Origin of the sequence: Agrobacterium sp. 22094 (assembly GCF_052046015.1) — a bacterium.
GTDB classification, from domain to species: domain Bacteria; phylum Pseudomonadota; class Alphaproteobacteria; order Rhizobiales; family Rhizobiaceae; genus Agrobacterium; species Agrobacterium cavarae.
In genome coordinates this window covers 637,936-664,338 of the sequence record NZ_JBQEPX010000001.1, presented here as the reverse complement: position 1 = coordinate 664,338, position 26,403 = coordinate 637,936, and the positions used below count along the sequence as shown (strand labels likewise).

Below are 26,403 nucleotides of genomic sequence, written 5' to 3'. Positions count from 1 at the left end.
AAAGGGGAAGAATTTGAGCAACACGTCGTCTGCGACGGTGTCGGAGGTTATCCAGACCCATTATGAGGGTTTGACGCGTGCCGAAAGGCAGCTCGCGGAGAGCCTGCTTGCGAACTACCCCGTGTCCGGCCTTGGCAGTATCACCACTGTTGCGGAAAATGCTGGCGTCTCCACCCCGACCGTTGCCCGCATGGTGCAGAAGCTCGGCTACAAGGGTTACCCTGAGTTTCAGGCAAGCCTCCACCAGGAGCTGGAAGCCACCATTTCCAACCCGATTGCCAAGCATGACAGATGGGCGAGCAACGCGCCTGGCCTGCATATCCTCAACCGCTTCGCCGCTGCCATCACCAACAATCTGCGCGATACGCTGAGCGATCTGGATACGGCCGATTTCGACAATGCGGCCGCACTTCTCTCGGACAGAAAGCGCGGCATCTATTTCGTCGGCGGGCGCATCACCGGCGCGATTGCGGAATATTTCTTCACCCATATGCAGGTCATCCGCCCGAAGACGGCACTGATGTCATCCAACTCCAGCTCATGGCCGCAATATATGCTGAACATGAGCGCCGGCGACGTGTTGGTGATCTTCGATATCCGTCGCTATGAGCAGGATATGGTGACGCTCGCCCAGGTGGCGCATGACAACGATGTCAGCATTCTTCTGTTCACCGACCAGTGGACATCACCAGTCTCCCGCTTTGCCAAACACACCTTCCGGGTGAAGATCGAAGCGCCGTCCGCATGGGACAGCTCGGTCGTCACGCTCTTCGTCGTCGAAGCTTTGATCGAGGCGGTGCAGAGCAATGGATGGGACGAGACCCGCCAGCGCATGAACGCGCTTGAAGGCCTTTTCGAGCAGACACGCCTGTTCAGAAAACCCGATCGAGGGTGACAAGCCGGACGATCGAAACCGACTAAGAGGACAAAAGGGAGAAGACGCAAGCAGAACGACAAATGTCGCACACACCGCAACATGACAAAAAAGTGACGTAATGATGGCGAGGAGGCCCAAACGGGGCTAGCGTGACCGCGATGAGCACCCTTACAACCGTCACATCACATTCATGCAAGCCACGTACAGCGTCCGCCGACGCATGAGACACGAAGAGGAGAACCAAAGTGATCTCGCACAGCCGCCGACTGCTTTCGCTTACCACCGCAATCGTGCTTGCCACCACGGCAATCGCCACGGCAGCACCAAGCGAAGAACTCATCGCAGCTGCCAAGAAAGAAGGCATGCTGACGACCATCGCCCTGCCGCACGACTGGTGTGGATACGGCGACGTCATCGCGTCTTTCAAGGCTAAGTACCCGGAAATTCAGGTGAACGAGCTGAACCCGGACGCGGGCTCGGCCGACGAAATCGAAGCCATCAAGGCCAACAAGGACAACAAGGGCCCACAGGCGCCTGACGTGATCGACGTTGGTCTGGCCTTCGGTCCGCAGGCAAAGAAGGAAGGCCTTCTGCAGCCTTACAAGGTCTCCACCTGGGACGAAATTCCAGACAACGTCAAGGATGCCGAAGGCTACTGGTATGGCGACTATTACGGTGTCATGTCCTTCTTCGTGAACAAGGACCTCGTCAGCAATTCGCCGAAGGATTGGTCCGATCTTCTGAAGCCGGAATATGCCGGACAGGTTGCGCTTGCTGGCGACCCACGCGCCTCCAACCAGGCGATCCTCGGCGTTCTCGCCGCTGGCCTCTCCACGGGCGCCAAGGACGGCAAGGAAGCTGGTGAAGCCGGTCTGAAGTACTTCGCCGACCTCAACAAGGCTGGCAACTTCGTTCCCGTCATAGGCAAGGCCGGGACGCTGGCACAGGGTGCGACGCCAATCGTGATCGCCTGGGACTACAACGCTCTCGGCTGGGCAAAGACCCTGAACGGCAACCCGCCGACCGAAGTCGTCGTTCCTGAAAAGGGCGTCCTGGCTGGCGTCTACGTGCAGGGCATCTCCGCCTACGCGCCGCATCCGAACGCTGCGAAGCTGTGGATGGAGCACCTCTACTCTGACGACGGTCAGCTCGGCTGGCTGAAGGGCTTCTGCCATCCGATCCGCTTCAACGCGCTTGCCAAGGCCAACAAGATCCCGAAGGACCTTCTCGACGCCCTGCCGCCTCCGGCAGCCTATGAAAAGGCCACCTTCCCGACGCTGGAAGATGTCGATGCCAACAAGGCAGCGGTTACCGGCGGCTGGGACAAGGTTGTCGGCGCGAACGTCAAGTAAAACGTAAAGACCAATGGCTGCCCCGGCATGAAAACTCCGGGGCGGCCTGCTGCATATAAAGAACGAGACCGCGATGATCGCGGCATTGGGGACAGCATGTCATCAGCAGATACTGGCACAGCACTGCCGGTGAAACGGCGCTATCGGCCGAAGCTCGAATGGCTCGGCATTTTGCCTTTCGCCATTTTTGTCCTGCTTTTCCTGATCATGCCGACGATGAAGATCGTCATCGGCGCGTTTCAGAGCCCGGACGGCAGCTTCACCTTTGACAACATCATCGGGCTCTTCACGCCCTCCATTCTCGCGGCCTACTGGATATCGATCAAGATCAGCGTTGCCTCCGCAGCGCTTGGCTGTCTGATTGGTTTTGCCGTGGCCTCCGCCGTCGTGTTGGGCGGCTTGCCGCAGAAAATCCGTGCGCCGCTTTTGACCTTTTCCGGTGTCGCGTCGCAATTTGCAGGCGTGCCTCTCGCCTTCGCCTTCATCGCCACACTCGGCCCGGTCGGCCTCGTGACGCTGTTTCTCAAGACCCAGCTCGGCATCGACCTGCGCGTGATGGGCTTCAACATCCTGTCCTTCTGGGGCCTGACGATTACCTATCTGTTCTTCCAGATCCCGCTGATGATCCTCATCATCACGCCAGCCCTCGACGGCCTGAAGCGCGAATGGCGCGAGGCGGCCGAAATTCTCGGCGCCAGCGGCTGGCAATATTGGCGCATGGTGGCGTTTCCCATCCTGCTGCCGTCAATCCTCGGCACCTTCTCGCTTCTCTTCGCCAACGCCTTTGGCGCCGTCGCAACCGCGATTGCGCTCACCGGCTCGTCGCTCAACATCGTTCCGATCCTGCTCTTTGCCCAGATCCGCGGTGACGTTCTCGGCAACCCCAATCTCGGCTATGCGCTGGCCTTCGGCATGATCATCGTCACCTGTATCGCCAACACGCTTTACATCTGGATGCGCACGCGCAGTGAGAGGTGGCTGAAATGAAGCGGATTTTTGCCTGGGGCGCCCTCCTCTTCGGCATCCTCTATTTTGCCTTGCCGCTGATCGGCATGACCAACTTCTCGCTGAAGATGCGGCGCGGCGTCTACTCCTTCGATGCCTATGCCGTGGTCCTGAGCGATCCGCGCTTTCAGGAGACCTTCACCTACTCGGTCATCATGGCGCTCGTCACCATCGTCTTCGGTGTGCTGCTGGTGGTGCCAACCGCCTATTGGGTACGGCTGAAACTGCCGACACTGCGCCCCGTGATCGAATTCATCACGCTGTTGCCTCTCGTCATCCCCGCCATCGTCATCGTCTTTGGCTATATCCGCCTTTATAACACCTCCAGCTGGCTACCTCTGACGGGTACGACCTCCGGTACCAACCTGCTGTTGATGTTCGGTTACACGACGCTTGCGCTGCCCTACATGTACCGCGCCGTTGATACGGGTCTGCGCACCATCGATATCGGCACGCTCACCGAAGCAGCGCAGAGCCTTGGTGCTGGCTGGACCACCATTCTTGCCCGGATCATTTTGCCGAACGTGCTGGTGGCTGTTCTTTCTGGCGCCTTCCTGACCTTTGCCATCGTCATCGGTGAATTCACCATGGCAGCGCTTTTGAACCGACCGGCCTTCGGCCCCTATATGCAGCTTCTCGGCGCAAATAGAGCCTACGAGCCCGCTGCCCTTGCCGTCATCTCCTTCGGCATCACCTGGGGTTGCCTCGGTCTCATCCAACTCGTCTCCCGCTACCAGAAGGGCGCGCCTCCCAAGGCCTGAGGATTTTACATGAGCTTTTTGACACTCACGCACATTAAGAAGTCCTTTGGTCCGGTGCAGGTCGTGCATGACTTCAACATGGCCATCGAGAAGGGGGAATTCGTTTCCTTCCTCGGCCCATCCGGTTGCGGCAAGACGACGGTCCTGCGCATGATCGCAGGCTTCGAGACGCCAAGCGATGGCGCCATCGTTATCAATGGCAAGGACCAGACAACGCTTCGTCCCAATCAGCGCAATATCGGCATGGTGTTCCAGGCCTATGCGCTGTTTCCCAACATGAATGTCCGCGAAAACGTCGCCTTCGGCCTCAAGGTTGCGGGCAAGCCAAGGTCGGAAATCGATGCGCGCGTGAAGGAAATGCTGGCGCTCATCCATCTCGAACATCTGGCAGACCGTTACCCCTTCCAGATGTCCGGTGGTCAGCAGCAGCGCGTTGCGCTTGCCCGCGCGCTGGCACCAAAGCCGGAAGTCCTGCTTCTCGATGAACCGCTTTCCGCACTCGACGCCAAGATCCGCGTGTCGCTTCGCGAAGAAATCCGTCAGATCCAGCGCAAACTTGGAATCACCACCATCTTCGTCACCCATGACCAGGAAGAAGCCCTGTCAATTTCCGACCGCATCGTGGTGATGAATGCCGGCCGCGCAGACCAGATCGGCTCGCCCTTCGAGATCTACAACAACCCCGCCACCCGCTTCGTGGCCTCCTTCGTCGGCACGCTGAACCTGATCGATGCCACCGTTGTCGATGCAACGACGAGCACGATTCTGATCGGCGATCAGAAAGTATCGCTGCAAAAACCGCTTGCAAAAGCCAATGGTGAGAAGGTCACCGTTGCGCTTCGTCCGGAGGCAGGATCACTTGCAGAAAGCGCCAAGGGCGATGTCGCCATTTCCGGCGTCGTTACCTCAAGCCACTTCCTCGGCTCGGTCATCCGAACCCGTCTCGATGTCGGCGGCAGCGTGCTTTCCTTCGACATGTTCAACGATCCCGGCACGGCGCCACCTGCCATAGGCGAGAGGATCACGCTGCACTTTGCATCAGAAGATTTGATGATTGTAGCAGAGTAGCGCACTGTTTCGGGGCCGAAAAACCGGGTAACTCCGGGCCAGATCAGGAGGCACCTATGCGCGCATTATTCTACGAACGGTTTGGCGAAGCTCCGAAAATTGCGAGCCTACCGGACCCTGAACCCACGCCGGGCGGCGTGGTGATTTCAGTCAAGGCAACCGGTCTGTGCCGCAGCGACTGGCACGGCTGGATGGGTCACGACAGCGACATCCACCTGCCCCATGTGCCGGGTCACGAATTCGCAGGCGTGATTTCCGCCGTCGGCAAGAATGTCATGCGCTTCAAGGTCGGTGACCGCGTCACCGTTCCCTTCGTCTCCGGCTGCGGCCACTGCCAGGAGTGCCGCTCGGGCAACCAGCAGGTTTGCGAAACGCAGTTCCAGCCGGGCTTTACCCATTGGGGCTCCTTCGCCGAATATGTCGCGATCGATTACGCCGATCAGAATCTCGTCCATATGCCGGATGAGATGAGCTTCGATACCGCGGCAAGCCTCGGCTGCCGTTTTGCCACCTCCTTCCGCGCCGTTGTCGATCAGGGCCGCCTGAAGGGTGGCGAGTGGCTCGCGGTTCACGGCTGCGGCGGTGTGGGCCTCTCGGCCATCATGATCGGTGCCGGGCTTGGCGCGCAGATCGTCGCGATCGATATTGCTGACGACAAGCTGGCCTTGGCGAAGGAACTCGGCGCCACCGTCACCATCAATAGCCGCAATGTTGCCGATGTGACCGAAGCCGTACGCGATGCGACCGGCGGCGGGGCGCATGTATCCGTCGATGCGCTCGGACATCCGCAAACCTGCTGCAACTCCATCAGCAATCTCCGCCGCCGCGGTCGCCACGTTCAAGTGGGCCTGATGCTGGCCGATCATTCCATGCCGCAGATCCCGATGGCCCGTGTGATCGCCCATGAGTTGGAAATCTATGGCAGCCACGGCATGCAGGCCTGGCGCTATGACGATATGCTGGCAATGATCCGCACCGGCAAGCTTTCGCCGCAAAAGCTTATCGGCAAACATATTTCGCTCACCGATGCCGTCACCGCTCTACCCGCCATGGACAGCTTCAAGGATAGCGGCATCAGCATCATCAACCGCTTCGAGTGAGACCCATGCAGATTGACGTCATCGACAGCATCAGCGATCCCGGCAAGCCAGAGCGCGCCAACGAAGATCGTCTGGCGTGGAATGCTTCCAGCGCATTCGTCGTCGATGGCGCAACCGGCCTCGGCGACCAGCAGTTCATGACGGGTTTCGGCTCCGACGCAGCATGGATTGCCGAGTTCGCGGCCAAGCGCCTGATGAGCGAGGTTACGCCCGAGGTTGATTTCGCAGACATCATTCGCCGCATCTCGGAAGATGCAAGGATCAGCTTCGAGGCCTTGGCCGGCGATCAGCCGCGCTACGCCTGGCCGGTCGCCGCACTCGCAGGCTTGCGCGTCACCCCAAACGGAATGCAATTCACAGGCCTCGGCGATAGCGTCGTCTACATTCTTCACGATGACGGTGGCGAGGAAAACCTGATGGCGCTACCCGACGCCTTCGAGCGAGAGCAGGCCGCCGCCAGTGCCCATATCGCGCGTCTGGGTGGCATCGGTGCAGCGGGTATGGCAACCAGCGATCCAAAGACGCTCGCCGATCTTCGGCGCAACCGCGAAAGACAGAATACGGCGGACGGCACCGTCTGGTCCTTAAGCCTCGTTCCTGAAACGGCTGACCACATTGCCACCGCGACGATCAACATCGCCGGCGGCGCTACGGCCATTATCTGCTCCGATGGGCTGGCCGATCTTGTAAGCCTATACGGGCAATACACGCCGGGCTCCCTCATCCGCCGCGCCGTCACCGCGGGTTTGCCAAGCTTGATCAAGGAGCTTCGCCAATTGGAGCGGGAGATCGATCCAGAAGGCCTGAAATACCCGCGCCTTAAACAATCGGACGATACCACCGCCATCCTGTGCAGGATCACCTAAAGCACGGTCCACCCAAAAGTGTGCAGCGGTTTTGCGATAACGACGTGCGGTAAAAGGACCAACTAAAGCGCAAGGAGCGAATCTGGAAGATTACGACGCGCCTCAAAAGACCCTGTGACATCTGCTGACAAAAGACTTGAATTAGCGGCGGCTATACCGCATGGCACAGGGAACGATCCCTGAAAGAAGAAACCGCTCATGTCTCCCACCACGACCCCGGTTCCCGCCCGCGCGCTGAATGCGCAGGATTACAGAACGCTTGGCCTCTCCGCGCTTGGCGGCGCACTGGAATTCTACGACTTCATCATCTTTGTCTTCTTCGCGACCGTGATCGGCCACCTCTTCTTCCCGCCGGATATGCCAGACTGGCTGGTGATGATCCAGACCTTCGGCATCTTCGCTGCCGGCTACCTGGTGCGTCCTATCGGCGGCATCATCCTGGCGCATTATGGCGACCGTTATGGCCGCAAGCGCGTCTTCGCCTTCTCGATCCTGCTGATGGCGCTCTCGACGCTCGGCATGGCGCTGATGCCGACCTATGCGACGATCGGCGTTGCAGCCCCGATCCTGCTCATCGTGCTGCGCATGCTCCAGGGTGCGGCCATCGGCGGCGAGGTTCCCGGCGCCTGGACCTTCGTGTCTGAGCACGTTCCCTTCCGCTATGTCGGCCTTGCATGTGGCCTGCTGACCTCCGGCCTCTCCTTCGGCATCATGCTCGGCTCGCTCATCGCCTTTGCCATCAACACCATCTTCACGCCGGAAGACGTGTCTGGCTATGCCTGGCGTATCCCCTTCCTCATTGGCGGTATCTTCGGCCTGATCGCCGTCTATCTGCGCCGCTGGCTGGAAGAAACGCCGATCTTCACGCAGATGAAGAACTCCAAATCGCTCTCGGACAAGCTGCCGCTCAGCCTTGTCCTGAAGAACCATATGCGCGGTGTCGTGGTCTCGGCGCTGCTGACCTGGGTGCTGTCCGCGGCCATCGTCGTCACGACGTTGATGACGGCAACCTTCCTGCAGAAGCTCTACGGCTACACGCCGACGCAGGCCCTGGCAGGCACGAGCTTCGGCACGCTGTTCCTGATCTTCGGTGTGATCATCGCCGGCGCGCTGATTGACCGCATCGGCAGTGGCATCTTCTTCATGGGGGCCAGCATCTTCTTCGGCGTCGCCACCTTCACCTTTTACAGCTATGCCGGAACGTCGCTCACCACCATGTTCGCGCTTTACGCGGTGATGGGTCTCTCCGTCGGCATGGCGGGTGCGGTGCCCTATGTAATGGTCCGCGCCTTCCCGGCATCGGTCCGCTTCTCAGGCCTCTCCTTCGCCTACAACGTCTCCTATGCCGTCTTCGGCGGCTTGACGCCAATCGCGGTCAGTTCAGCGCTTGCGATCAACCCCATGGCGCATGCCTGGTACCTGGTCTTCATCGCAGTGCTCGCCTTCTTCATCGGGCTTTACCTTCACCTTCGCGGCAGCGCCGTAGAGAGCCATGTAGGGGTGGAAGAACTGGCGACGCTTAAGGCGCGGTAACAACACGACAGAAAGGGAAACGGCGCGCGTGGCGCCCTTCCCCACCAATCATGTGGCAGCCGGGATCTTGAAAGCCGAGCCGAGCTTGTAGCCGATGAACGCTGCCACCAGAATGATCCCGATCGTCCAGAACAGGGGCTCGCCGGGCAGCACGACGCCATAGAAATCGACGTGGCTGTCCATCCTCTTTCCTTGCGAAATCATGGCACGACCTGCGCAGGTGTAGGAGCACCGGCGACAGGCTGTCCGTCAAGCGTCGTCACGATATTGTATCCCGGCAACCCGGTCAGCAGGAGACCGAAGAAGGCGAAGATGATCGTCGAGAAGACCGGAATGACCCCGTTTCGAATAAAGCGCATATGTTTCCCCCAAATGTTCGAGGCAACATTGAGGGAAATTCGTGATTCGATCCAGCCACGGATGCAGGCAGTTTCAGACGGGCGCAAGCGCCTTGGGCGGCTCGAAATCGGGGGCGACGAGACCGCCGGAAATCAAAAGCTTCGCGGCATCCTCCGGCGACATGTCGAGCATGATGATCTTGTCCTTCGGCACAAACAGCAAAAAGCCCGCCGTCGGAACCGGCGTTGGCGGCAGGAACACCGCCACCATTTCCTGGCCTAACTCATTGAAGCGGAAAGCAAGCTCGCCCTTGGCCTCGGATGCGACGAAGACCATGGCCCAGGTGCCAGGCGACGGAAACTCGATCATGCCGACGCGCTTGAAGGAATTGGAATGCTCCTTCAGCACCGATTCAAACAGCTGCTTGATGCTCTTGTAGATCGGACGTACCAGCGGCATGCGGTTGAGGATGGATTCGCCGACACCGACGATCCATTTGCCGATCAGATTGTTGCCGAGAAAGCCGATGACCGTGATGCCGATCACGGCAATCAGCAGGCCGAAACCGGGAATGGCGACGTTGAAATATTCTTCCGGGTCGTACCGCGTCGGAATATAGGGCTTCACCCAGCTATCGGCCCATTGCAGGAAGGTCCAGACCAGCCACATCGTGATCGTGACGGGCGCCAGAATGAGAACGCCAGTCAGAAAGCTGTTACGCAGGCGTGTGGCGAAGGAAATTCTGATTGGGTGATCCGTCATCAACTCACTGAATGTTGGAGCATCTCCAGCCGAAGCGTGATCGCTTTGGCGTCGGACAATGCGGTAAAACAGAGACCGAGAGCATTGAAGGTGGTCCCGTTATCACCGGAATGCTCTAGGCGATGTCACCGAAGAATGCCTGATGATAACGAACAATGCAGGACGGCGTTCCGCCCTGCAAGGGCAGGATCATGAAATATTCGTCATCAATGCCTTCGGCCTTCAGTCGCTCATCGTGGCGAAAACCGAAGCGACGGTAATAGGCGGGATCGCCCATGACGACGCACCCGCCGGCATTCAGTTCGCGCAATGCGTCGAGGCCGCGATGAACGAGCGCCGAACCGACACCCCGCCCCTGCCGTTCCGGCGACACGGAAAGCGGACCGAGGCCAAACCAGATGTCGCTGCTTGCAGAAAGTCCGACAGGCGAAAAGCCGATATGGCCAGTGATCGCCCCATTCTCCTCGGCCACAAGCGAAACAGCGAGCGCACCGGCCCGCCGCAAGCGTTCGATGACGAGGTGCTCGTTATGGTCACTATAGGGAACATCCCGGAACGCCGCCTGCGTCACGACGCCGATTGCGTCGAGATCGCCGACCTGTTCCGAACGGATCATCATTCCACCGTGACCGACTTTGCCAGGTTGCGCGGCTGGTCCACATCCGTGCCCATGAAGACCGCTGTATGGTAGGCCAGCAGCTGGATCGGCAGCGAGAAGACCATCGGCGCAATGAGTTCATCGACGGTCGGCAGCACGATGGTCGCCATGGTTTCCAGCGACGAGGCCGCTGCACCCTTCGCATCGGTGATGAAGATGATGCGCCCACCGCGGGCTGCCACCTCCTGCATGTTTGACACGGTCTTCTCAAAGAAGCGGTCATGCGGTGCAATGACGATGACCGGCATGTTCTCGTCGATCAGCGCAATCGGTCCATGCTTCAACTCGCCTGCGGCATAGCCTTCCGCGTGAATGTAGGAAATTTCCTTGAGCTTTAGCGCGCCTTCCAGCGCCAGCGGGAAGGATGTGCCGCGACCGAGATAAAGCACGTCCTTGAAACGCGAGAGATCGCGCGACAGGGTTTCGATCTGCGGCTGGATGGCGTTCAGCACTTCGCTCATCACCCGCGGCATCTCGATCAGATGACGGACAAGCTCGGTTTCCTGCACCGCCGTCAGCGTGCCGCGCGCCTTACCGGCTGCGATCGCCAGCGACGCCAGAACGGCAAGCTGGCAGGTGAAGGCCTTGGTGGAGGCAACGCCGATTTCGGGGCCAGCCAGAATGGGGAAGATCGCATCGGATTCACGCGCAATGGTCGATTCGCGCACATTGACGACCGCGCCGATCTTCAGATCGTTCTCCTTGCAGTAGCGAAGCGAGGCGAGCGTATCCGCCGTCTCACCCGACTGGGAGATGAAGAGTGCGGCCTGCGTCGGCAATAACGGCATTTCGCGGTAGCGAAACTCGGAGGCAACATCGATCTCCACTGGCAGGCGCGCATAACGCTCGAACCAGTATTTGCCGATTAGGCCGGACAGATAGGCCGTTCCGCAGGCGGAGATCGCCAGGCCGGTGAGCTTGGAAAAGTCGATCGCCGGATCGACATCCTTCACCCGCTTGTCGGCAAAATCCACATAATGGCTGAGCGCATGGGAAATGACTTCCGGCTGCTCGTAGATTTCCTTTTCCATGAAGTGCCGGTGGTTGCCCTTGTCCACCACATAGGCCGTCGCCTGGGAGATCTGCCGCTGGCGCTGCACCGGCATGCCGGAAAAATCGATGATCTCGGCACCGGCTGCGGTGATGATGGCGCAATCGCCATCCACCAGATAGGTGATCTCGTTGGTGAAAGGAGAAAGCGCGATCGCATCCGACCCAAGGAACATCTCACCGCGTCCATGGCCGACGGCAAGCGGCGGACCGGAACGGGCGGACAGCAGCGTGCCCGGCTCGTCCTGGAACATCACCACCAACGCAAAGGCGCCGGTCACGCGGTTCAGCATCGTCAGCATCGCATCGCGATGCGACAGTCCCTCACGGGTGAACTTGGCGAGCAGCTGCGCCACCACTTCCGTATCGGTCTGGGTGGTGAAGGTCGCGCCCTCAGCCTTCAACTCCTCACGCAGCTCGGAGAAATTCTCGATGATGCCGTTGTGAACGACAGCGACGCCATCGACGAAATGCGGATGGGCATTGGTTTCGTTCGGAACCCCATGCGTTGCCCAGCGGGTGTGCGCAATGCCGGTGATGCCGGGAAGCGGCTCTTCGGAGAGTTTCTTCTCAAGATTGAAGAGCTTGCCCTCGGCGCGGCGGCGGTCCATTGCGCCATCATGGATCGTTGCAACGCCTGCGGAGTCATAGCCCCGATATTCCAGCCGCTTCAGCGCATCAACAAGGCGCTCCGCAACCGGTTGCGTTCCAACAATTCCGACGATGCCGCACATACAGGTCTCCAAAGATTTTTTGGTGAACATCCGATGATCCGAAAACCGAGTCGGCTCTTCATCCGGATGCTTTTTCAATGGGCGGAAGTCGTAGCGATTTCCGCGAAAACCGCAATCGCAACCGCGGTCACTTTCAGTGTCTATTCGTTACCTTTGTCAGAAGGTTACGCCGGTTTCTTCTTGGCATCCTTGATCGCCTGGGCGCGGGCGCGAAGCACACTGGCGCGGCCTTCCTTGACCTCCTGGCGTGCCCGACCGAAGGCCAGCGCATCGCCGGGAACATCATCGGTAATCACACTGCCGGACGCGACGTAAGCGTCATCACCAATGGTCACGGGTGCCACGAGTGCTGAGTTGGAGCCGATGAAGGCATTTTTGCCGATCCGCGTTTCGTGCTTGTTGATGCCGTCATAATTGCAGGTAATCGTGCCCGCGCCGATATTGCTGCCCGCGCCGACGAAGGCATCGCCGATATAGGTCAGGTGGTTGACCTTGGCGCCCTCGCCGATCTCGGCCTTCTTGATTTCGCAGAAATTGCCGACCTTGGATTTCGCCGCCAGATTGGCGCCCGGACGAAGCCGCGCATAAGGACCAACGGTCGCCCCGGCGCTGACATGCGCGCCTTCCAGATGCGAGAAGGCGTGGATGATCGCGCCCGATTCGATGGTGACGCCGGGGCCAATCACCACGTTGGGCTCGATCAGAGTGTCCTGACCGATCTTGGTATCCCAGGACAGAAAAACGGTTTCCGGCGCGATCATCGAGACGCCGTCGATCATCAACTGATGGCGCGCCCGCTCCTGCCAGAGCCTTTCGATGATGGCGAGTTCGGCGCGGTTGTTGCAGCCGGTCATTTCCGTTTCGGGGGCATCGACGGCCACAGCCTTGCCGCCCTCTGCGCGGGCGATCTCGACGATGTCGGTCAGATAATACTCGCCCTTGGCATTGTTGTTGCCGATGCGGTCGAGCAGATCCAGCGCCCGGCGACCATTGATCGCCATCAGGCCGCTATTGCACCAGGTGACCTTGCGCTCGTCGTCGCTCGCATCCTTCTCCTCGCGGATGGCGACCAGCTCACCATCCTGCACCAGAAGACGCCCATAACCCGTTGGTTTGTCAGTGTGAAACCCGATGACGACGACATCGACATTGTCGGTCAGCGCCTGACGCGCCCGGTTCAGCGTCTCCGCCGTCAGCAGTGGGACGTCACCATACGCGATGAGAACGTCGTCGAAGCCCTTCTCGATGGCTTCGCGCGCCGCAAGCACGGCGTTGCCCGTACCAAGCCGTTCTTTCTGCAAGTAAGGCTCGACGGAAACACCCGCCACCCGCGCAGCATCCGCCACCTTGTCCGCATCACGACCTACGACGAGAGCAGCAGCGGAAACGCCAGCACCGGAAACCGCCTGCATCACATGCGCAATCATCGGACGGCCAGCAACCGGATGCAAAACCTTCGACATGGAGGATTTCATGCGTGTGCTTTCACCGGCGGCGAGAATGACGGCAAGACAGGTGCGTTCCACTGATATCTCCATTCCAAGCATCGGATGTCTTTTGCCCGCTATAACCGCTCGACGATAAAGACACCATGGAAATTGCGTGACGGCTTGAAAAGCGACGTGATGGCGGCGTGGTTAGGCAAGTGAAAGGCGAGAACGCGCTTTCAACCGCCAAAGAATCCTCTAATCTGCCGCGACCACCCCATCCCGAAATGCGGAAATCTCCCATGTCCTCTTCGCACAGCGTCAGCCAGCCGGTCCGCGGCATGCTCATCATGGCGGCCTGCATGATCGTGCTGCCGGTGATGGATGCGATTGCGAAATATATGGCCCATGCCGGCATGTCTCCCGGCCAGGTCACCTTCTACCGCTTCTTCTTCCAGCTGGTCTGCACCCTGCCGCTGTTGCTCGTCATGTCGCCGAAGTCGCTGGTCCATGCCAAGCGCCCCTGGCTCAACCTGCTGCGTGGCGTGCTACATGCCGCCGCGAGCCTGACATTTTTTGCCGCCGTCAAATACATGCCGCTGGCCGACGTCTTCGCCATCTATTTCGTCGAGCCCTTCCTGCTCACCATCATGTCGGCGCTGTTTCTTGGCGAGCGTGTCGGCTGGATGCGCTGGAGCGCCATTGCCGTGGGTTTCATCGGCGCGATGATCGTCATCCAGCCAAGCTTCGAGCTTTTTGGCCTCACCTCGCTTCTGCCGGTCGCCTGCGCTTTCCTCTTCACCCTCTATCTTTTCCTCAACCGCGCGATCGGCGATGGCGACAGCCCGCTGGTGATGCAGACCATGGCCGGCATCGCCGGAACGATCTTCATGGGCGGCGCCCTGTTGATCGGCACCGGTTTCGGAGACGCCAATTTCGAGATGTCCCTGCCCGGCTGGGATCATGGGCTCGTTCTGCTGATCCTTCTCGGCTCGATTTCCGGCTACATGCATCTGCTCGTGGTCAAGGCCTTTCGGCTTGCGCCAGTGTCGCTGCTTGCCCCCTTTCAGTATTTCGAGATCATCTCCGCCACAATTCTGGGATACCTGCTGTTTTCCGATTTCCCGACGCCGTCCAAATGGCTCGGCATCGTCATCATCGTGGCATCCGGCCTCTTCATCATCTGGCGCGAAAGGCTGAGCGCCCGCCGCCCCAAGATGACAGAGGTCGCGGAAGTTTGAGGAATTGCCGCAACTGCACTTGTTCATGAGGCCCGCGTCGGGCAAAAAGTGCTTCCACGAATGACAAAAACACGAAGGAGACGAGACGATGGACGTTCGCGCCGCAGTCGCCGTTCAGGCAGGCAAGCCATTGGAAGTTATGACCGTTCAGCTGGAAGGCCCACGCGCCGGTGAAGTGCTGATCGAGGTCAAGGCGACAGGCATCTGCCATACGGACGATTTCACCCTCTCCGGTGCCGATCCGGAAGGTCTCTTTCCCGCGATCCTCGGCCATGAAGGTGCCGGTATCGTCGTCGACGTCGGCCCCGGCGTCACCTCGGTCAAGAAGGGCGACCACGTCATTCCGCTCTACACGCCGGAATGCCGCGAATGCTATTCCTGCACATCGCGCAAGACCAACCTCTGCACCGCGATCCGCTCCACCCAAGGCCAGGGCGTGATGCCGGACGGCACCAGCCGCTTCTCCATCGGCAAGGACAAGATCCATCACTATATGGGCTGCTCCACCTTCGCCAACTACACGGTTTTGCCGGAAATTGCCGTTGCCAAGATTAACCCCGACGCGCCCTTCGACAAGGTCTGCTACATCGGCTGCGGCGTGACGACCGGCATCGGCGCGGTTATCAATACGGCCAAGGTCGAGATCGGCTCGACGGCGATCGTCTTCGGTCTCGGCGGTATCGGCCTCAACGTGCTTCAGGGCCTGCGCCTTGCCGGGGCGGACATGATCATCGGCGTCGATATCAACAATGACCGCAAGGCCTGGGGCGAAAAATTCGGCATGACGCACTTCGTCAACCCGAAGGACGTCGGCGACGATATCGTGCCCTACCTCGTCAACATGACAAAGCGCAATGGCGATCTGATCGGCGGCGCCGATTACACCTTCGACTGCACCGGCAACACCAAGGTCATGCGCCAGGCGCTCGAAGCCTCGCATCGCGGCTGGGGCAAATCGGTCATCATCGGCGTTGCAGGTGCTGGCCAGGAAATCTCCACCCGCCCGTTCCAGCTGGTCACCGGCCGCAACTGGATGGGCACCGCCTTCGGCGGCGCCCGCGGCCGTACCGACGTTCCGAAGATCGTCGACTGGTACATGGAAGGCAAGATCCAGATCGACCCGATGATTACCCACACCATGCCGCTTGAAGACATCAACAAGGGCTTCGACCTGATGCACAAGGGCGAAAGCATCCGCGGCGTCGTCGTCTATTGATGTGAGGAATGGCTGGCGCGGGGTCGGCTAAGGGTTTTCGCGCTGGAAGGTTTTGGAGGGGCTGCGAGGCCCCTCTTTCTTTTCGACGTCAGAGATGACGGAAGGATACGCCTTCTGTCCTGCCGGGCATCTCCCCCTCAAGGGGGAAATCGCAAAGAAGACAGCTCCTCAATCCATTCGCGACATTAGAGATGGCCGGGTGGCTGCCGCATCCGATCTCCCCCCTTGAGGGGGAGATGTCCGGCAGGACAGAGGGGGGTGTCGCGTCTCACGCTTTACGTAAGACCCAAACCCACCCCATCAAGCCGCCGTCTCAACATCCTTTGCCGCATCCACCGGCACATAATTCAGCACTGGCCCAAGCCAGCGCTCAATATCCTTCACGGGCATGCCCTTGCGCCGAGCATAGTCTTCCACCTGATCCCGCTCCACCTTGGCAACGCCAAAGTAATAGCTCTCGGGATGGCCGATATAGAGACCGGAGACAGACGATCCCGGCCACATGGCATAGCTCTCCGTCAGCACCACGCCCGTCTGGTTTGTCGCATCCAGAAGGCGGAAGAGCGTATCCTTTTCCGTATGATCGGGCTGGGCCGGATAGCCAGGTGCCGGGCGAATACCGGCATAGGCCTCTCCAACAAGGTCCTCACTGCTGAAGCGCTCATCCGGCGCATAACCCCAGAACTCCTTGCGCACCCGTTCGTGCATACGCTCGGCAAAGGCTTCCGCGAAACGGTCGGCCAGCGCCTTCACCAGAATGGATGAATAGTCGTCATTGGCCCGTTCGAAACGTTCGGCAATGGCCACTTCCTCAATACCCGCCGTCACCACGAAGCCGCCGACATAATCGGCAATGCCGCTGTCCTTCGGCGCGACGAAATCCGAGAGTGCGACATTGGGCCGTCCATCGCGCTTGGAAAGCTGCTGACGCAGCGTGTAGAAGGTTTCGAGCTCCGAGGTGCGGCTCTCATCGGTGAACAGACGAATATCGTCACCCACCGCATTGGCTGGCCAGAAGCCGATCACCGCGCGCGGACGGAACCACTTTTCCTCGATGATCTTCTTCAGCATGGCCTGCGCATCGGCATAGAGATGGCGCGCTGCCTCTCCCTGCTTCTCATCCTCGAGGATGGCCGGGAAACGACCCTTTAATTCCCAGGTCTGGAAGAAAGGCGTCCAATCGATATAGCGCGACAGCTCTTCGAGATCGTAGCCCTCGAATGTCTTGGTACCGATGAATTGCGGCTTGACCGGCTGATAGCCTGTCCAATCCACCTTCTGCGCGTTTTCGCGTGCACGCGACAGCGGCAGGCGCTGCTTTTCGCGTTCATTGCGCGCATGCGCATCGGCAACCTTGGCATATTCGGCGCGAATGCCGTCAATATAGGCTGGCTTCTGATCTTCCGACAGAAGTGCAGACACCACGCCGACCGCGCGCGAGGCGTCCGTCACATAGATTGCCTGGCCCTTCTCGTAACGCGGATGGATCTTCACCGCCGTATGAACACGGCTCGTCGTCGCCCCACCGATCAGAAGCGGCAGGTCGAGCCCCATGCGCTCCATCTCGGAGGCCACATGCACCATTTCATCCAGCGACGGCGTGATGAGGCCGGAAAGACCGATGACATCGACCTTCTCCGCAACAGCCGTTTCGAGAATCTTGGTGGTCGGCACCATCACGCCGAGATCGATGATCTCGTAATTGTTGCAGGCGAGAACGACGCCGACGATGTTCTTGCCGATATCGTGGACATCGCCCTTCACCGTCGCCATCAGCACCTTGCCGGCCGACTTGCGCTGATCGCCGCCGTTCAGGCGCTTTTCCTCTTCCATATAGGGAAGAAGAACGGCAACAGCCTGCTTCATCACACGGGCGGATTTGACCACCTGCGGCAGGAACATCTTGCCTGAACCGAAGAGATCGCCGACCACATTCATGCCCGCCATCAGCGGACCTTCGATGACATGCAGCGGACGGGCCGCCTGCTGGCGCGCCTCTTCCGTATCCGCATCGATATATTCGGTGATGCCATTGACCAGCGCATGTTCCAGCCGCTTCTCAACGGGGAGTTCGCGCCACGACAGATCCTGAACCTTGCCTTCCTTGGCACCTGTACCCCGGTAACGCTCGGCAATTTCAAGCAGCCGTTCGGTCGCGTTGGGGTTGCGGTTCAGCACCACGTCCTCGCAGGCCTCGCGCAGTTCAGCATCGATGCTCTCATAGACCGCAAGCTGGCCCGCATTGACGATGCCCATATCCATGCCGACCTGGATCGCATGATACAGGAACACGGCATGCATCGCCTCGCGCACCGGCTCGTTGCCGCGGAAGGAGAAGGACAGGTTCGAGACGCCGCCGGAAATATGCACGAGCGGCATGGTTTCGCGGATGGTCTTGGTGGCCTGGATGAAGTCCACGCCGTAATTATTGTGCTCTTCGATACCGGTCGCAACGGCGAACACATTCGGGTCGAAGATAATGTCTTCGGGCAGAATCCCGGCCTTCTCCGTCAGCAGCTTGTAGGCGCGCGTACAGATCTCGACCTTGCGCTCGTAAGTATCGGCCTGCCCCACTTCGTCAAACGCCATGACGACGACAGCAGCGCCGTAATTGCGCACCAGACGCGCCTGCTCGAGAAACTTCTCCTCGCCTTCCTTCAACGAGATGGAGTTGACGATCGATTTGCCCTGAACGCATTTCAGGCCAGCCTCGATGATCTCCCATTTGGAACTGTCGATCATCACCGGCACGCGGGCGATATCCGGCTCGGCGGCAATCAGATTGAGGAACTCGACCATGGCCTTCTGGCTGTCGATCAGGCCCTCATCCATGTTGATGTCGATGATCTGCGCGCCGTTCTCCACCTGATCGCGGGCGACGGCAAGTGCAGCGGTATAGTCACCAGCGGTGATCAGCTTGCGGAACTTGGCAGAGCCCGTCACGTTCGTGCGCTCGCCGACATTGACGAAGGGAATGTCCTTGGTCAGCACGAAGGGCTCGAGGCCGGACAGCGACATGAGGGACTTGTGTTCCGGCACCTTGCGCGGCTCAAAACCCTTCACGGCGTCCGCAATGGCGCGAATATGCTCCGGCGTCGAGCCGCAGCAACCGCCCACCACATTGACCAGTCCCTCACGGGCAAACTCGGCAACCTGTGCGGCCATCATCTCCGGCGTTTCGTCATACTGGCCGAACTCGTTCGGCAGGCCGGCATTCGGATAGGCGCAGATGAAGGTATCGGCCACATCCGACAGTTCCTGCAAATGCGGACGCATAGCGTTTGCGCCAAGCGCACAGTTAAGGCCGATGGTAAACGGGTTGGCGTGACGCACCGAGTTCCAGAAGGCCGACGGCGTCTGACCCGACAGCGTGCGGCCGGAAAGGTCGGTGATCGTGCCGGAAATCATCACTGGCAGATGAATGCCCTTGGCAGCAAAGCGCTCCTCGCAGGCGAAGATCGCGGCCTTGGCGTTCAGCGTGTCGAAGATGGTTTCAATAAGGATGAGGTCGGCACCGCCGTCGATCAGACCGTCGATCTGCTCACCATAGGCGAGACGCAGATCATCGAAGCTGACGGCACGGTAGCCGGGATTGTTCACATCCGGCGAGATCGACGCGGTGCGGTTGGTCGGGCCGATGGCACCTGCCACGAAACGGCGGCGGCCATCCTCGCGCTCGGCGCGTTGAGCGGCGCGACGCACGATGAAGGCGCCCTCGCGGTTGAGGTCATAGACCGCGCCTTCCATCTCGTAATCGGCCTGCGCGATGCGCGTGGACGAAAACGTGTTGGTCTCCAGAATATCCGCCCCCGCCATGGCGTAGCGGAAATGGATATCCTCGATCGCATCCGGCTGCGTCAGGATCAGAAGGTCGTTATTGCCCTTCTGGTGACAGGCACACCCAATGAAACGATCACCGCGGAAGTGGTCCTCGTCAAATCCAAGTCCCTGAATCTGCGTGCCCATGGCGCCATCGAGAATGAGGATGCGCTCTTCAGCCGCCTGTTTCAGCGCCTTGAGAATTTCCGCGCCGTCGCGTTTGCCGCCCAGGGGGCCAAACAGATCGTCCAACATCGGCACTTACTCCTCATTCTTTGCAAATCAGCAAGATATCAAGTCACATAAAGATATCTTTATGTCAACATATCATCTGGCATTCGCGGTTCTGAACTAAAAAGGAAGCTACGAAATTCCGACCGTGGATGACACCCTTGCGCCTCAAAGATATAGGTATGCTCCAACAGCGCATCAAAGGAGGAACGGATGACCGAGACGGAAAGCACGAAAGCCTATTGGAGCACGCTGCCCTGGCACCGCCAATGGCTGGTAAAGCAGGCGGAAGGCCTCTTCGACTTCTTCCAGTATCGCGCGGTCAATCCCAAAGGCGGCTTCTTCGATCTCGACCGGAAAGGCGCTCCCCTCTCCTCCGACAATCCGGTGCGCGGCATCCACGCGTCTGCCCGCATGGTCCATTGCTTCTCCATCGGCCACCTTCTTGGTCGCCCCGGCTGCGGCGATATCGTCGACCATGGCATGACCTATCTATGGGACAAGCACCGCGACAAGGAGCATGGCGGCTACTTCTGGCAGGTGGATGACAACGGCCCTGCCGACGCCACCAAGCAGGGTTATGGCCACGCCTTCGTGCTTCTCGCCGCCTCCTCCGCCAAGGTCGTCGGTCATCCGCTGGCCGATGCGATGCTGGCCGATGTGACCGAGGTTCTCGAAACTCGCTTCTGGGAAGAGAAGCACGGCGCCATCAATGAAGAGTTCCACCGAGACTGGTCGCCGATCGAAAACTATCGCGGCCAGAATTCCAATATGCATCTGACCGAAGCCCTGATGGCCGCCTTCGAGGCCACGGGCGACACGTCCTATCTCATCAAGGCAGAACGCATCGCCGACCTCATCATCCGCCGCGCCGCTGGCGCGCTGGACTTCCGCGTGCCGGAGCATTTCGATGAGAACTGGGTGCTGGACAAGGATTATCGCGGCAACGAAATGTTCCGCCCCTCAGGCTCAACGCCCGGCCACTGGCTGGAATGGTCGCGCCTCATCCTGCAACTCTGGATCCTGGGTGAGCGCAAGCACGACTGGATGCCGACCGCCGCCAAGTCACTCTTCGTCCAGTCCATGGCGCTCGGCTGGGACCGCGAAAAAGGCGGTTTCTTCTATACGCTCGACTGGGACAACACGCCTGCCAAGACGGAAAAGCTCTGGTGGCCGATGTGCGAAGCCGCCGGTGCGGCCCACTTCCTCAACGAGCATCTGCCCGCCGACGAGTTCTACGAAGACAGCTACCGCCGCATCTGGAGCACGATCGCCAACACCTTCCTCGACCATCAATTCGGCGGCTGGCATGAAGAGCTGACGGAAGACCTCGCTCCGGCCAACACCCTCTTCCCCGGCAAGGGAGACATCTACCACGCCCTTCAAGCCTGCCTCATCCCGCTTTTCCCGGCGGCTGGCAGCCTGACGAAGATGATCGCCGAAAAAGGCGCGCGCTTCTGATTGAAGCATGACAAATGGCACGGCGAAGCGCAGAGACTCTAAAGCGCCGTGCGTCCTATTGGACGCACAAAGGACGCTTTAGCTTTTTGAATCGACGCATCGTGCTTTCCGAAAATCGAGTCCGATTCTCGGGCCGATGCTGTATCGCCGCGCCATCAGGAAGCTCACTCGAAATCTGCTGAGTTCACCGTCACACGCCATTCCAGCCGCGCGGGATCGGCCTGCTCATTGCTGCGCAACCGAAATGGCCGGCACGCAGCGTAGCTCTCATGCGGCCCCAACCGCCTTTCGTTTGGCTGATAGGCCTCGAGCGAAATCGGCGCACGGAAGGCGGGCTCAAAACCTTCCAGCGTATAGGTCAGTCGCTCGACCGCCACATCATTGGTATTCTGAAAGCTCACCCGGATCGGCGCATTCTCATCCCGACAGGTCGGGTCATAGGCCGCCGTGGCAATGATTTTCTCAAGCCTTTCGCCAGAGCGGACCCAGTCAAACAAAACCCAGCCTCCGAGGCAGGCCCACACCACGGCAAGTGCCGCCACAACAGGTTTCAGATGTCGCGGGAAAGCGATCAGAAACAACAGCAAGGCGACCGTCAGAACGATGCCGACGATCATGAACGACGCTCCGCGATATACGACATGATGTTAGTCAGTGTTTCTTCTCCCAAGGCCGTCGACAAAACGCATGCTAAGCTCCCCTTATAGCCCTAAACGCGAAGCCGCACAGGCAGACGCAGTAAAGTCGGCGTGACAGGAGCACTCCGAACCGAAAAGACCATTGAGCTCTTGATCGCCACGATGAGGCGTAACTGCCTGAATCCGCGACAACTGGCGGATTTCCTTCGCCATACAGGATCGGGCGACCAGGAGCCAACGGGAACGGACGTCCACTCAATTGACTGTTCCGAATATCGCACTCAAAAAATTCTTTCTTTCGATCGACTGCAGTTCGGAATTTCCTGGCGTCACTATCAAGGCCAGCCAGGCATTTCCACCCCTCATGAAAACCGTGAGTTCTGCGCGTGTTTCCGATGCAGTCGTGGCAATTCCGGATACCCGCATGATCTGCACTCCGTTGACATAGGCTGCCCCCCAATCGGAGGTCGGTTTCATAATATGGTCGACGCGTCTTTCCAGATCCTTCAGATAAGCCGTCGGATCGACGCCGTCATTCCCAATAAGCTCGTGGGAAACCAGTGCTGTCATCCCCAGCGTCGGCGCCCGGAAGACGAAGGTGTCTTTAGAGGAGTCATTATAAGGGTGCTCCCAGATTTTGCTGATCCTGGCGCCCCTGCCCGACCTGGGATTCACCCATGTTTTGGTTGAGCCGGTCGGTGTCAAATTCGGTACGACCATCCGATCGAAGGGGACACTTTCGTAAGATGGCACGGGAAGAGCGCCATGGCTCGCAGTAATCCTTTCGTCGGAGCGATAGTCGCTCACATTTACAATAGCGCAACCGATGAGAAGCAGCATAACCGGCACCATGATCAAGGCTGCGATGCGGCTTGGCCGAAGCACCAACACACTCGAGCGTTCCCTGTCATAGCTCGCGTTCAGATCGACCTTCAGTCGCCTGTACTGAAAAAGGAATGTGAGAATGAACAACGGCGGGATGCCCATCGCACACCCCCAAAACCACACCCTGTACTCGCGACCGAAATAAAATCTGAAACGTGGCCAAAAACTCTCGTGAGGCGCAAACACCCATACGCCGAATATGGCCTTGCCTGGCGTGGTGCCAAATAAAGCCATGCATATTGCGGGTATCATAGCTGCGAGAGAGATCAGCATTAGATACAGGACGAGTGCAGCGAGGAGAAGACCGGGTCGGTTCCCATGGAAATAGAGGTAAGCAGCAACCAAGATGTCGTGTCCGACGATCGTGAACAAAGGTGACATCATCAATAGATCGAAAAGCCTTGCCCATAGGCGGCGCCAAGGACGCGCGGGCAAAAAGAACGGTTTCGGCGCGACACGCTGTTCCTCAGACCCGAGGGCCAGTGATGCAAAACTATCGGCAAAAACGCGATTGAGACCGGCCTTCTCCCAGTCCGTCATCTGTTCGTGCCAGAGGTAGTCGTCGCGGGTGACATGACCAGTCTCGATCAGCCTGCGAATAATCTCCTCGTCGACGGGTCCTGCGCGCTTCGGCCCGATGGTGTAATACCAGTCAGCCATACCGTTTCACGCCTCGTTTTCCCGGCTGCGTTTTCGCAGACCGTAGCAGGACGATAATTTTGTATGACGGAACTCGGATCGGCGGTTTTCGCCAAGATGCGGTCGAATGTGAGGGCTTGGAGGGCACATTCACCTGATCCAGTAACGAGCCTTCAGGCCGTCGCCCGTTGACTGCGAGCGACACTTCCAAAGTGTGTTTCAAGTCGGTCAAACGGATTGCTCACTTAATCGTTTGGAGCAACGCGCTTAGGAACCGATCCCTCTCCCTCAATTGATCGGGGCTGTTATCGTACGTCGATACTGAAACCTGCCAAGCGTCTCTACCTTGAACGATGAGAGTGGTTTCGACATCGACCCTGGACGGATCCCGAGAATAGCCGGTAGCGCGAAGCGCTTTGAAACCCTCTATTTCCACTGGGCGCCAGTCGGAGGAGCGGGTCCAAAGCTTGCCTGCCATGCCATCAATGATACTCGCGTATTTTTCAGGAGTAATACCATCCCAACCGAGCGTATCATGGCCGAATAAAGCCGATAAAACGAGCCTGCTTCCGACGTCTGCGTTCGAGTCATCCGCATGTTGCTTGCCTCGGGCTCTTGCCGAGGCGTCCAGTGCCAACAAGTCATCTGTTGCGAATTGTATCTCTGTCTCGCTTGAGGAGTTTAACGGCTGGAAATTCCAGAACGATGGTAGCAGAGTTTCTTTACCGTTGATCGGATTGGCCCAAACCTGTTTTCCAATGAAGTAAGTGGCAGCACGGTCGCCTTCGTTCCAAAGGAAAACGTGACCAGCGAAAAGAACGACCGCAAGAGCGATTGCAGGAATGAGAGACCTTCGTGCATTGACGGCAATCGGCTGAGAAGCTGTATCATAACTTGCTGCACGACAGGATACCAATCTCCGGTATTGAACTACAAGAGCGATTGGCAAGAAAACGGGAATACCCATTCCAAGGCCAGAAAACCATACTCTGAACTCGCGTGCGAGATAGAAGAAAAGTCTGTTCGTCCCATGCGGAACACGACCCTGGACGCCAGCAAGCGCCTTTCCTGGAGTTGTATCGAAGAGAGTCATGCATAGTGCCAGCGCCACCGCTGTAATCGGCAATAGTGCGACCAGAAGCAGGACGTCCAGCATCGGTCTTTCCATCGAGGAGATGTAAATGTAGACGGATGGCGCCCATGCCGCCAGAGTGAATGCAATCGCTGCGGCAAGCAAAGGCCCCAGAAGCATGATGTCAACAAGTCTTGCCCAGAAGCGCCGCCAAGGACGCATCGCGTTCTGCTCACCATCCGGCGCTTTGGATGCGAAGGGCAGAGGTGGTGGTTTAACCGAGAGCGGCGCCACGAACGTGTCTGCAAACTCGGGATGCGTCCCGACAATCTCCCAGTTCGCCATCCCCTCCCGCCAGACATAGGCATCGCGGACAATCTTGCCGCTTGCGATCAACGCGCGGACTTGCTCTTTGCTGACAGGCCCTTCGCGTTCCTGCCCAACAGTGTAGTACCAGATCGTCATGCTGCTAAGCCCCGCTTCCCCGAGCAAGCTTTAACAAGGCGGCAGCAACCCGTAAAGCTGCGAGAATAGCTACGACAAAGCTCTCATCTCGTGAGAGGATGCTTGCGCTATCCAGTTGAAGCAAAAGAAAAATGGTGGGCCCGGAGGGACTCGAACCCCCAACCAAGCGGTTATGAGCCGCCGGCTCTAACCATTGAGCTACAGGCCCTTCGATGCCAACGTCATCGATCCGCAGGGCTGCAATGGTCCAGCCGGTGCGTGGGTTTCGCTCTAACGCAATTTTTCCGGTGCGACAAGCCGTTGAAAATCGGCGGACACAATCTATGCCGTAATAGTCTCATAATCTAAAGCCATAGGATGTAGAGGGACATCAACAGAGGACTTTTTCATGGTATCCAGACTGGCTCGTTCGATCGCTATTGGCTCCGTCACGCTTGCCGCGCTCGCGCCATTCGCAGCCGTTGCGCAAGACGCCAAGCCGCGCGAAGCGACGATTACGGTTTCGGGCGAAGGCAACGCCTCTACCGCTCCCGATATGGCCGTTCTTTCCTTCAGTGTCCTGAAGCAGGCGCAAACGGCCGACGAGGCCTTGAGCGAAAACAACAAGGCGATGACGGAAGTTCAGGCAGCGTTGAAGAAGGCCGGCATTGCCGACCGCGATCTGCAGACTTCCAATTTTTCGGTGCAGCCCGTCTATAAGCAGTTCGAACCGAAGGATGGCGTCTATATCCCGCCGGAAATCACCGGATATCAGGTGACGAACGGACTGACAGTGCGGGTGCGCGACATGACCAAGCTCGGCGGCATCCTCGACACGTCGGTAAAGCTCGGCATCAACCAGGGTGGCGATATCACCTTCACCAACGACAATCCGGAAGCGGTCTTCACCGATGCACGCAAGAAGGCGGTGGAGAACGCCGTTGCCAAGGCAAAGACGCTGGCCGAAGCAGCCGGTGTGAAGGTCGGACGCGTTCTTGAGATCAGCGAGAACAGCCCTCGCCCATTGCCGGTTCCCGCACCGATGATGCGCGCCACCATGCAAAAGGAAGACAGCGTGCCGATTGCCGCAGGCGAAAACACCTATGTCATCAATGTCAATGTGACATTCGCTATCGAGCAATAAATCAGAGAGGGCGCGCCTTCCAAGCGCGCCCTTCCCCAACTCGGTGCTGAAATATCGGCCAAAACAAAAGTGCCCCCGCCA

General features: G+C 58.9%; 22 protein-coding genes and 1 tRNA gene. 12 read left to right on the top strand and 11 right to left on the bottom strand.

What is annotated here, in order from left to right:
• Window positions 1–13: 13 nt before the first annotated feature.
• From ACTJK5_RS03150 to ACTJK5_RS03115, 8 genes are all read left to right on the top strand, one after another.
• Window positions 14–895, top strand: a complete 882-nt coding sequence (locus ACTJK5_RS03150) for a MurR/RpiR family transcriptional regulator (RefSeq protein ID WP_062426480.1) — start codon at window positions 14–16, stop codon at window positions 893–895.
• Window positions 896–1,122: 227 nt separating this feature from the next.
• The gene (locus ACTJK5_RS03145) at window positions 1,123–2,229 is read left to right on the top strand and encodes an ABC transporter substrate-binding protein (RefSeq protein WP_062440462.1); all 1,107 of its coding nucleotides are present in this window, start codon (window positions 1,123–1,125) and stop codon (window positions 2,227–2,229) included.
• A 96-nt stretch (window positions 2,230–2,325) separates the two neighbouring features.
• On the top strand, window positions 2,326–3,216 hold the full coding sequence (locus ACTJK5_RS03140) for an ABC transporter permease (RefSeq protein ID WP_062426478.1): 891 nt from the start codon (window positions 2,326–2,328) through the stop codon (window positions 3,214–3,216).
• Window positions 3,213–3,995, top strand: a complete 783-nt coding sequence (locus ACTJK5_RS03135; protein ID WP_062426477.1) for an ABC transporter permease — start codon at window positions 3,213–3,215, stop codon at window positions 3,993–3,995. Before ACTJK5_RS03140 ends, ACTJK5_RS03135 begins: the two co-directional genes overlap by 4 nt.
• Before the next feature lie 9 nt (window positions 3,996–4,004).
• Entirely contained in the window at window positions 4,005–5,063 is a 1,059-nt protein-coding gene (locus ACTJK5_RS03130) for an ABC transporter ATP-binding protein (RefSeq protein WP_062440456.1), read from the top strand.
• Between the two features lie 56 nt (window positions 5,064–5,119).
• Window positions 5,120–6,163: a zinc-dependent alcohol dehydrogenase family protein gene (locus ACTJK5_RS03125; RefSeq protein WP_111846887.1), complete on the top strand. Its 1,044-nt coding sequence runs from the start codon at window positions 5,120–5,122 to the stop codon at window positions 6,161–6,163.
• Window positions 6,164–6,168: 5 nt separating this feature from the next.
• On the top strand, window positions 6,169–7,029 hold the full coding sequence (locus tag ACTJK5_RS03120) for a hypothetical protein (RefSeq protein WP_440611826.1): 861 nt from the start codon (window positions 6,169–6,171) through the stop codon (window positions 7,027–7,029).
• 198 nt (window positions 7,030–7,227) lie between these two features.
• The gene (locus tag ACTJK5_RS03115; protein WP_062440447.1) at window positions 7,228–8,562 is read left to right on the top strand and encodes an MFS transporter; all 1,335 of its coding nucleotides are present in this window, start codon (window positions 7,228–7,230) and stop codon (window positions 8,560–8,562) included.
• 48 nt (window positions 8,563–8,610) lie between these two features.
• Here the strand turns inward: ACTJK5_RS03115 and ACTJK5_RS03110 are convergent, their stop codons facing one another.
• The 6 genes from ACTJK5_RS03110 to glmU form a co-directional block, all read right to left on the bottom strand.
• Window positions 8,611–8,745, bottom strand: coding sequence for a hypothetical protein (locus ACTJK5_RS03110; protein WP_440611825.1), 135 nt, complete (start codon window positions 8,743–8,745; stop codon window positions 8,611–8,613).
• A 17-nt stretch (window positions 8,746–8,762) separates the two neighbouring features.
• Window positions 8,763–8,921: a hypothetical protein gene (locus ACTJK5_RS03105; protein ID WP_440611824.1), complete on the bottom strand. Its 159-nt coding sequence runs from the start codon at window positions 8,919–8,921 to the stop codon at window positions 8,763–8,765.
• A 73-nt stretch (window positions 8,922–8,994) separates the two neighbouring features.
• Window positions 8,995–9,663 carry a DUF502 domain-containing protein gene (locus ACTJK5_RS03100; RefSeq protein WP_062426471.1) on the bottom strand — a complete coding sequence of 223 codons (669 nt, stop codon included), beginning with the start codon at window positions 9,661–9,663 and terminating at the stop codon, window positions 8,995–8,997.
• A 115-nt stretch (window positions 9,664–9,778) separates the two neighbouring features.
• The gene (locus ACTJK5_RS03095; protein WP_440611823.1) at window positions 9,779–10,282 is read right to left on the bottom strand and encodes a GNAT family N-acetyltransferase; all 504 of its coding nucleotides are present in this window, start codon (window positions 10,280–10,282) and stop codon (window positions 9,779–9,781) included.
• On the bottom strand, window positions 10,279–12,105 hold the full coding sequence (gene glmS / locus ACTJK5_RS03090; protein ID WP_440612555.1) for a glutamine--fructose-6-phosphate transaminase (isomerizing): 1,827 nt from the start codon (window positions 12,103–12,105) through the stop codon (window positions 10,279–10,281). Before glmS ends, ACTJK5_RS03095 begins: the two co-directional genes overlap by 4 nt.
• A gap of 164 nt (window positions 12,106–12,269) precedes the next feature.
• A complete protein-coding gene (gene glmU, locus ACTJK5_RS03085) occupies window positions 12,270–13,631 on the bottom strand; it encodes a bifunctional UDP-N-acetylglucosamine diphosphorylase/glucosamine-1-phosphate N-acetyltransferase GlmU (RefSeq protein ID WP_440611822.1) in 1,362 nt (453 codons plus the stop codon).
• Window positions 13,632–13,834: 203 nt separating this feature from the next.
• Here glmU and ACTJK5_RS03080 point away from each other — a divergent pair, with 203 nt between their 5' ends.
• Together ACTJK5_RS03080 and ACTJK5_RS03075 are read left to right on the top strand one after the other, a co-directional pair.
• Window positions 13,835–14,773, top strand: a complete 939-nt coding sequence (locus tag ACTJK5_RS03080) for a DMT family transporter (RefSeq protein WP_440611821.1) — start codon at window positions 13,835–13,837, stop codon at window positions 14,771–14,773.
• An 88-nt stretch (window positions 14,774–14,861) separates the two neighbouring features.
• Window positions 14,862–15,989 carry an S-(hydroxymethyl)glutathione dehydrogenase/class III alcohol dehydrogenase gene (locus ACTJK5_RS03075; RefSeq protein WP_062440438.1) on the top strand — a complete coding sequence of 376 codons (1,128 nt, stop codon included), beginning with the start codon at window positions 14,862–14,864 and terminating at the stop codon, window positions 15,987–15,989.
• Window positions 15,990–16,289: 300 nt separating this feature from the next.
• Here ACTJK5_RS03075 and metH read toward each other — a convergent pair whose 3' ends face one another.
• Window positions 16,290–20,063 carry a methionine synthase gene (gene metH, locus ACTJK5_RS03070; protein ID WP_440611820.1) on the bottom strand — a complete coding sequence of 1,258 codons (3,774 nt, stop codon included), beginning with the start codon at window positions 20,061–20,063 and terminating at the stop codon, window positions 16,290–16,292.
• Between the two features lie 189 nt (window positions 20,064–20,252).
• On the opposite strand from metH, the gene ACTJK5_RS03065 reads away from it, so the two are divergent.
• Window positions 20,253–21,500 (top strand): AGE family epimerase/isomerase, encoded by a 1,248-nt coding sequence (locus ACTJK5_RS03065; protein WP_440611819.1) that lies wholly within the window; start codon window positions 20,253–20,255, stop codon window positions 21,498–21,500.
• Between the two features lie 164 nt (window positions 21,501–21,664).
• Here the strand turns inward: ACTJK5_RS03065 and ACTJK5_RS03060 are convergent, their stop codons facing one another.
• The 4 genes from ACTJK5_RS03060 to ACTJK5_RS03045 all read right to left on the bottom strand — a co-directional run bounded on the left by ACTJK5_RS03060 (window position 21,665) and on the right by ACTJK5_RS03045 (window position 25,407).
• Complete coding sequence (locus ACTJK5_RS03060; protein WP_111846879.1) at window positions 21,665–22,117, bottom strand: hypothetical protein; 453 nt, start codon at window positions 22,115–22,117, stop codon at window positions 21,665–21,667.
• 276 nt (window positions 22,118–22,393) lie between these two features.
• Window positions 22,394–23,683, bottom strand: a complete 1,290-nt coding sequence (locus tag ACTJK5_RS03055) for an RDD family protein (RefSeq protein ID WP_440611818.1) — start codon at window positions 23,681–23,683, stop codon at window positions 22,394–22,396.
• Between the two features lie 220 nt (window positions 23,684–23,903).
• Complete coding sequence (locus ACTJK5_RS03050; RefSeq protein WP_440611817.1) at window positions 23,904–25,199, bottom strand: RDD family protein; 1,296 nt, start codon at window positions 25,197–25,199, stop codon at window positions 23,904–23,906.
• 132 nt (window positions 25,200–25,331) lie between these two features.
• Window positions 25,332–25,407, bottom strand: a tRNA-Ile gene (locus ACTJK5_RS03045).
• 180 nt (window positions 25,408–25,587) lie between these two features.
• On the opposite strand from ACTJK5_RS03045, the gene ACTJK5_RS03040 reads away from it, so the two are divergent.
• Entirely contained in the window at window positions 25,588–26,322 is a 735-nt protein-coding gene (locus tag ACTJK5_RS03040) for an SIMPL domain-containing protein (RefSeq protein ID WP_440611816.1), read from the top strand.
• Window positions 26,323–26,403 lie beyond the last annotated feature (81 nt).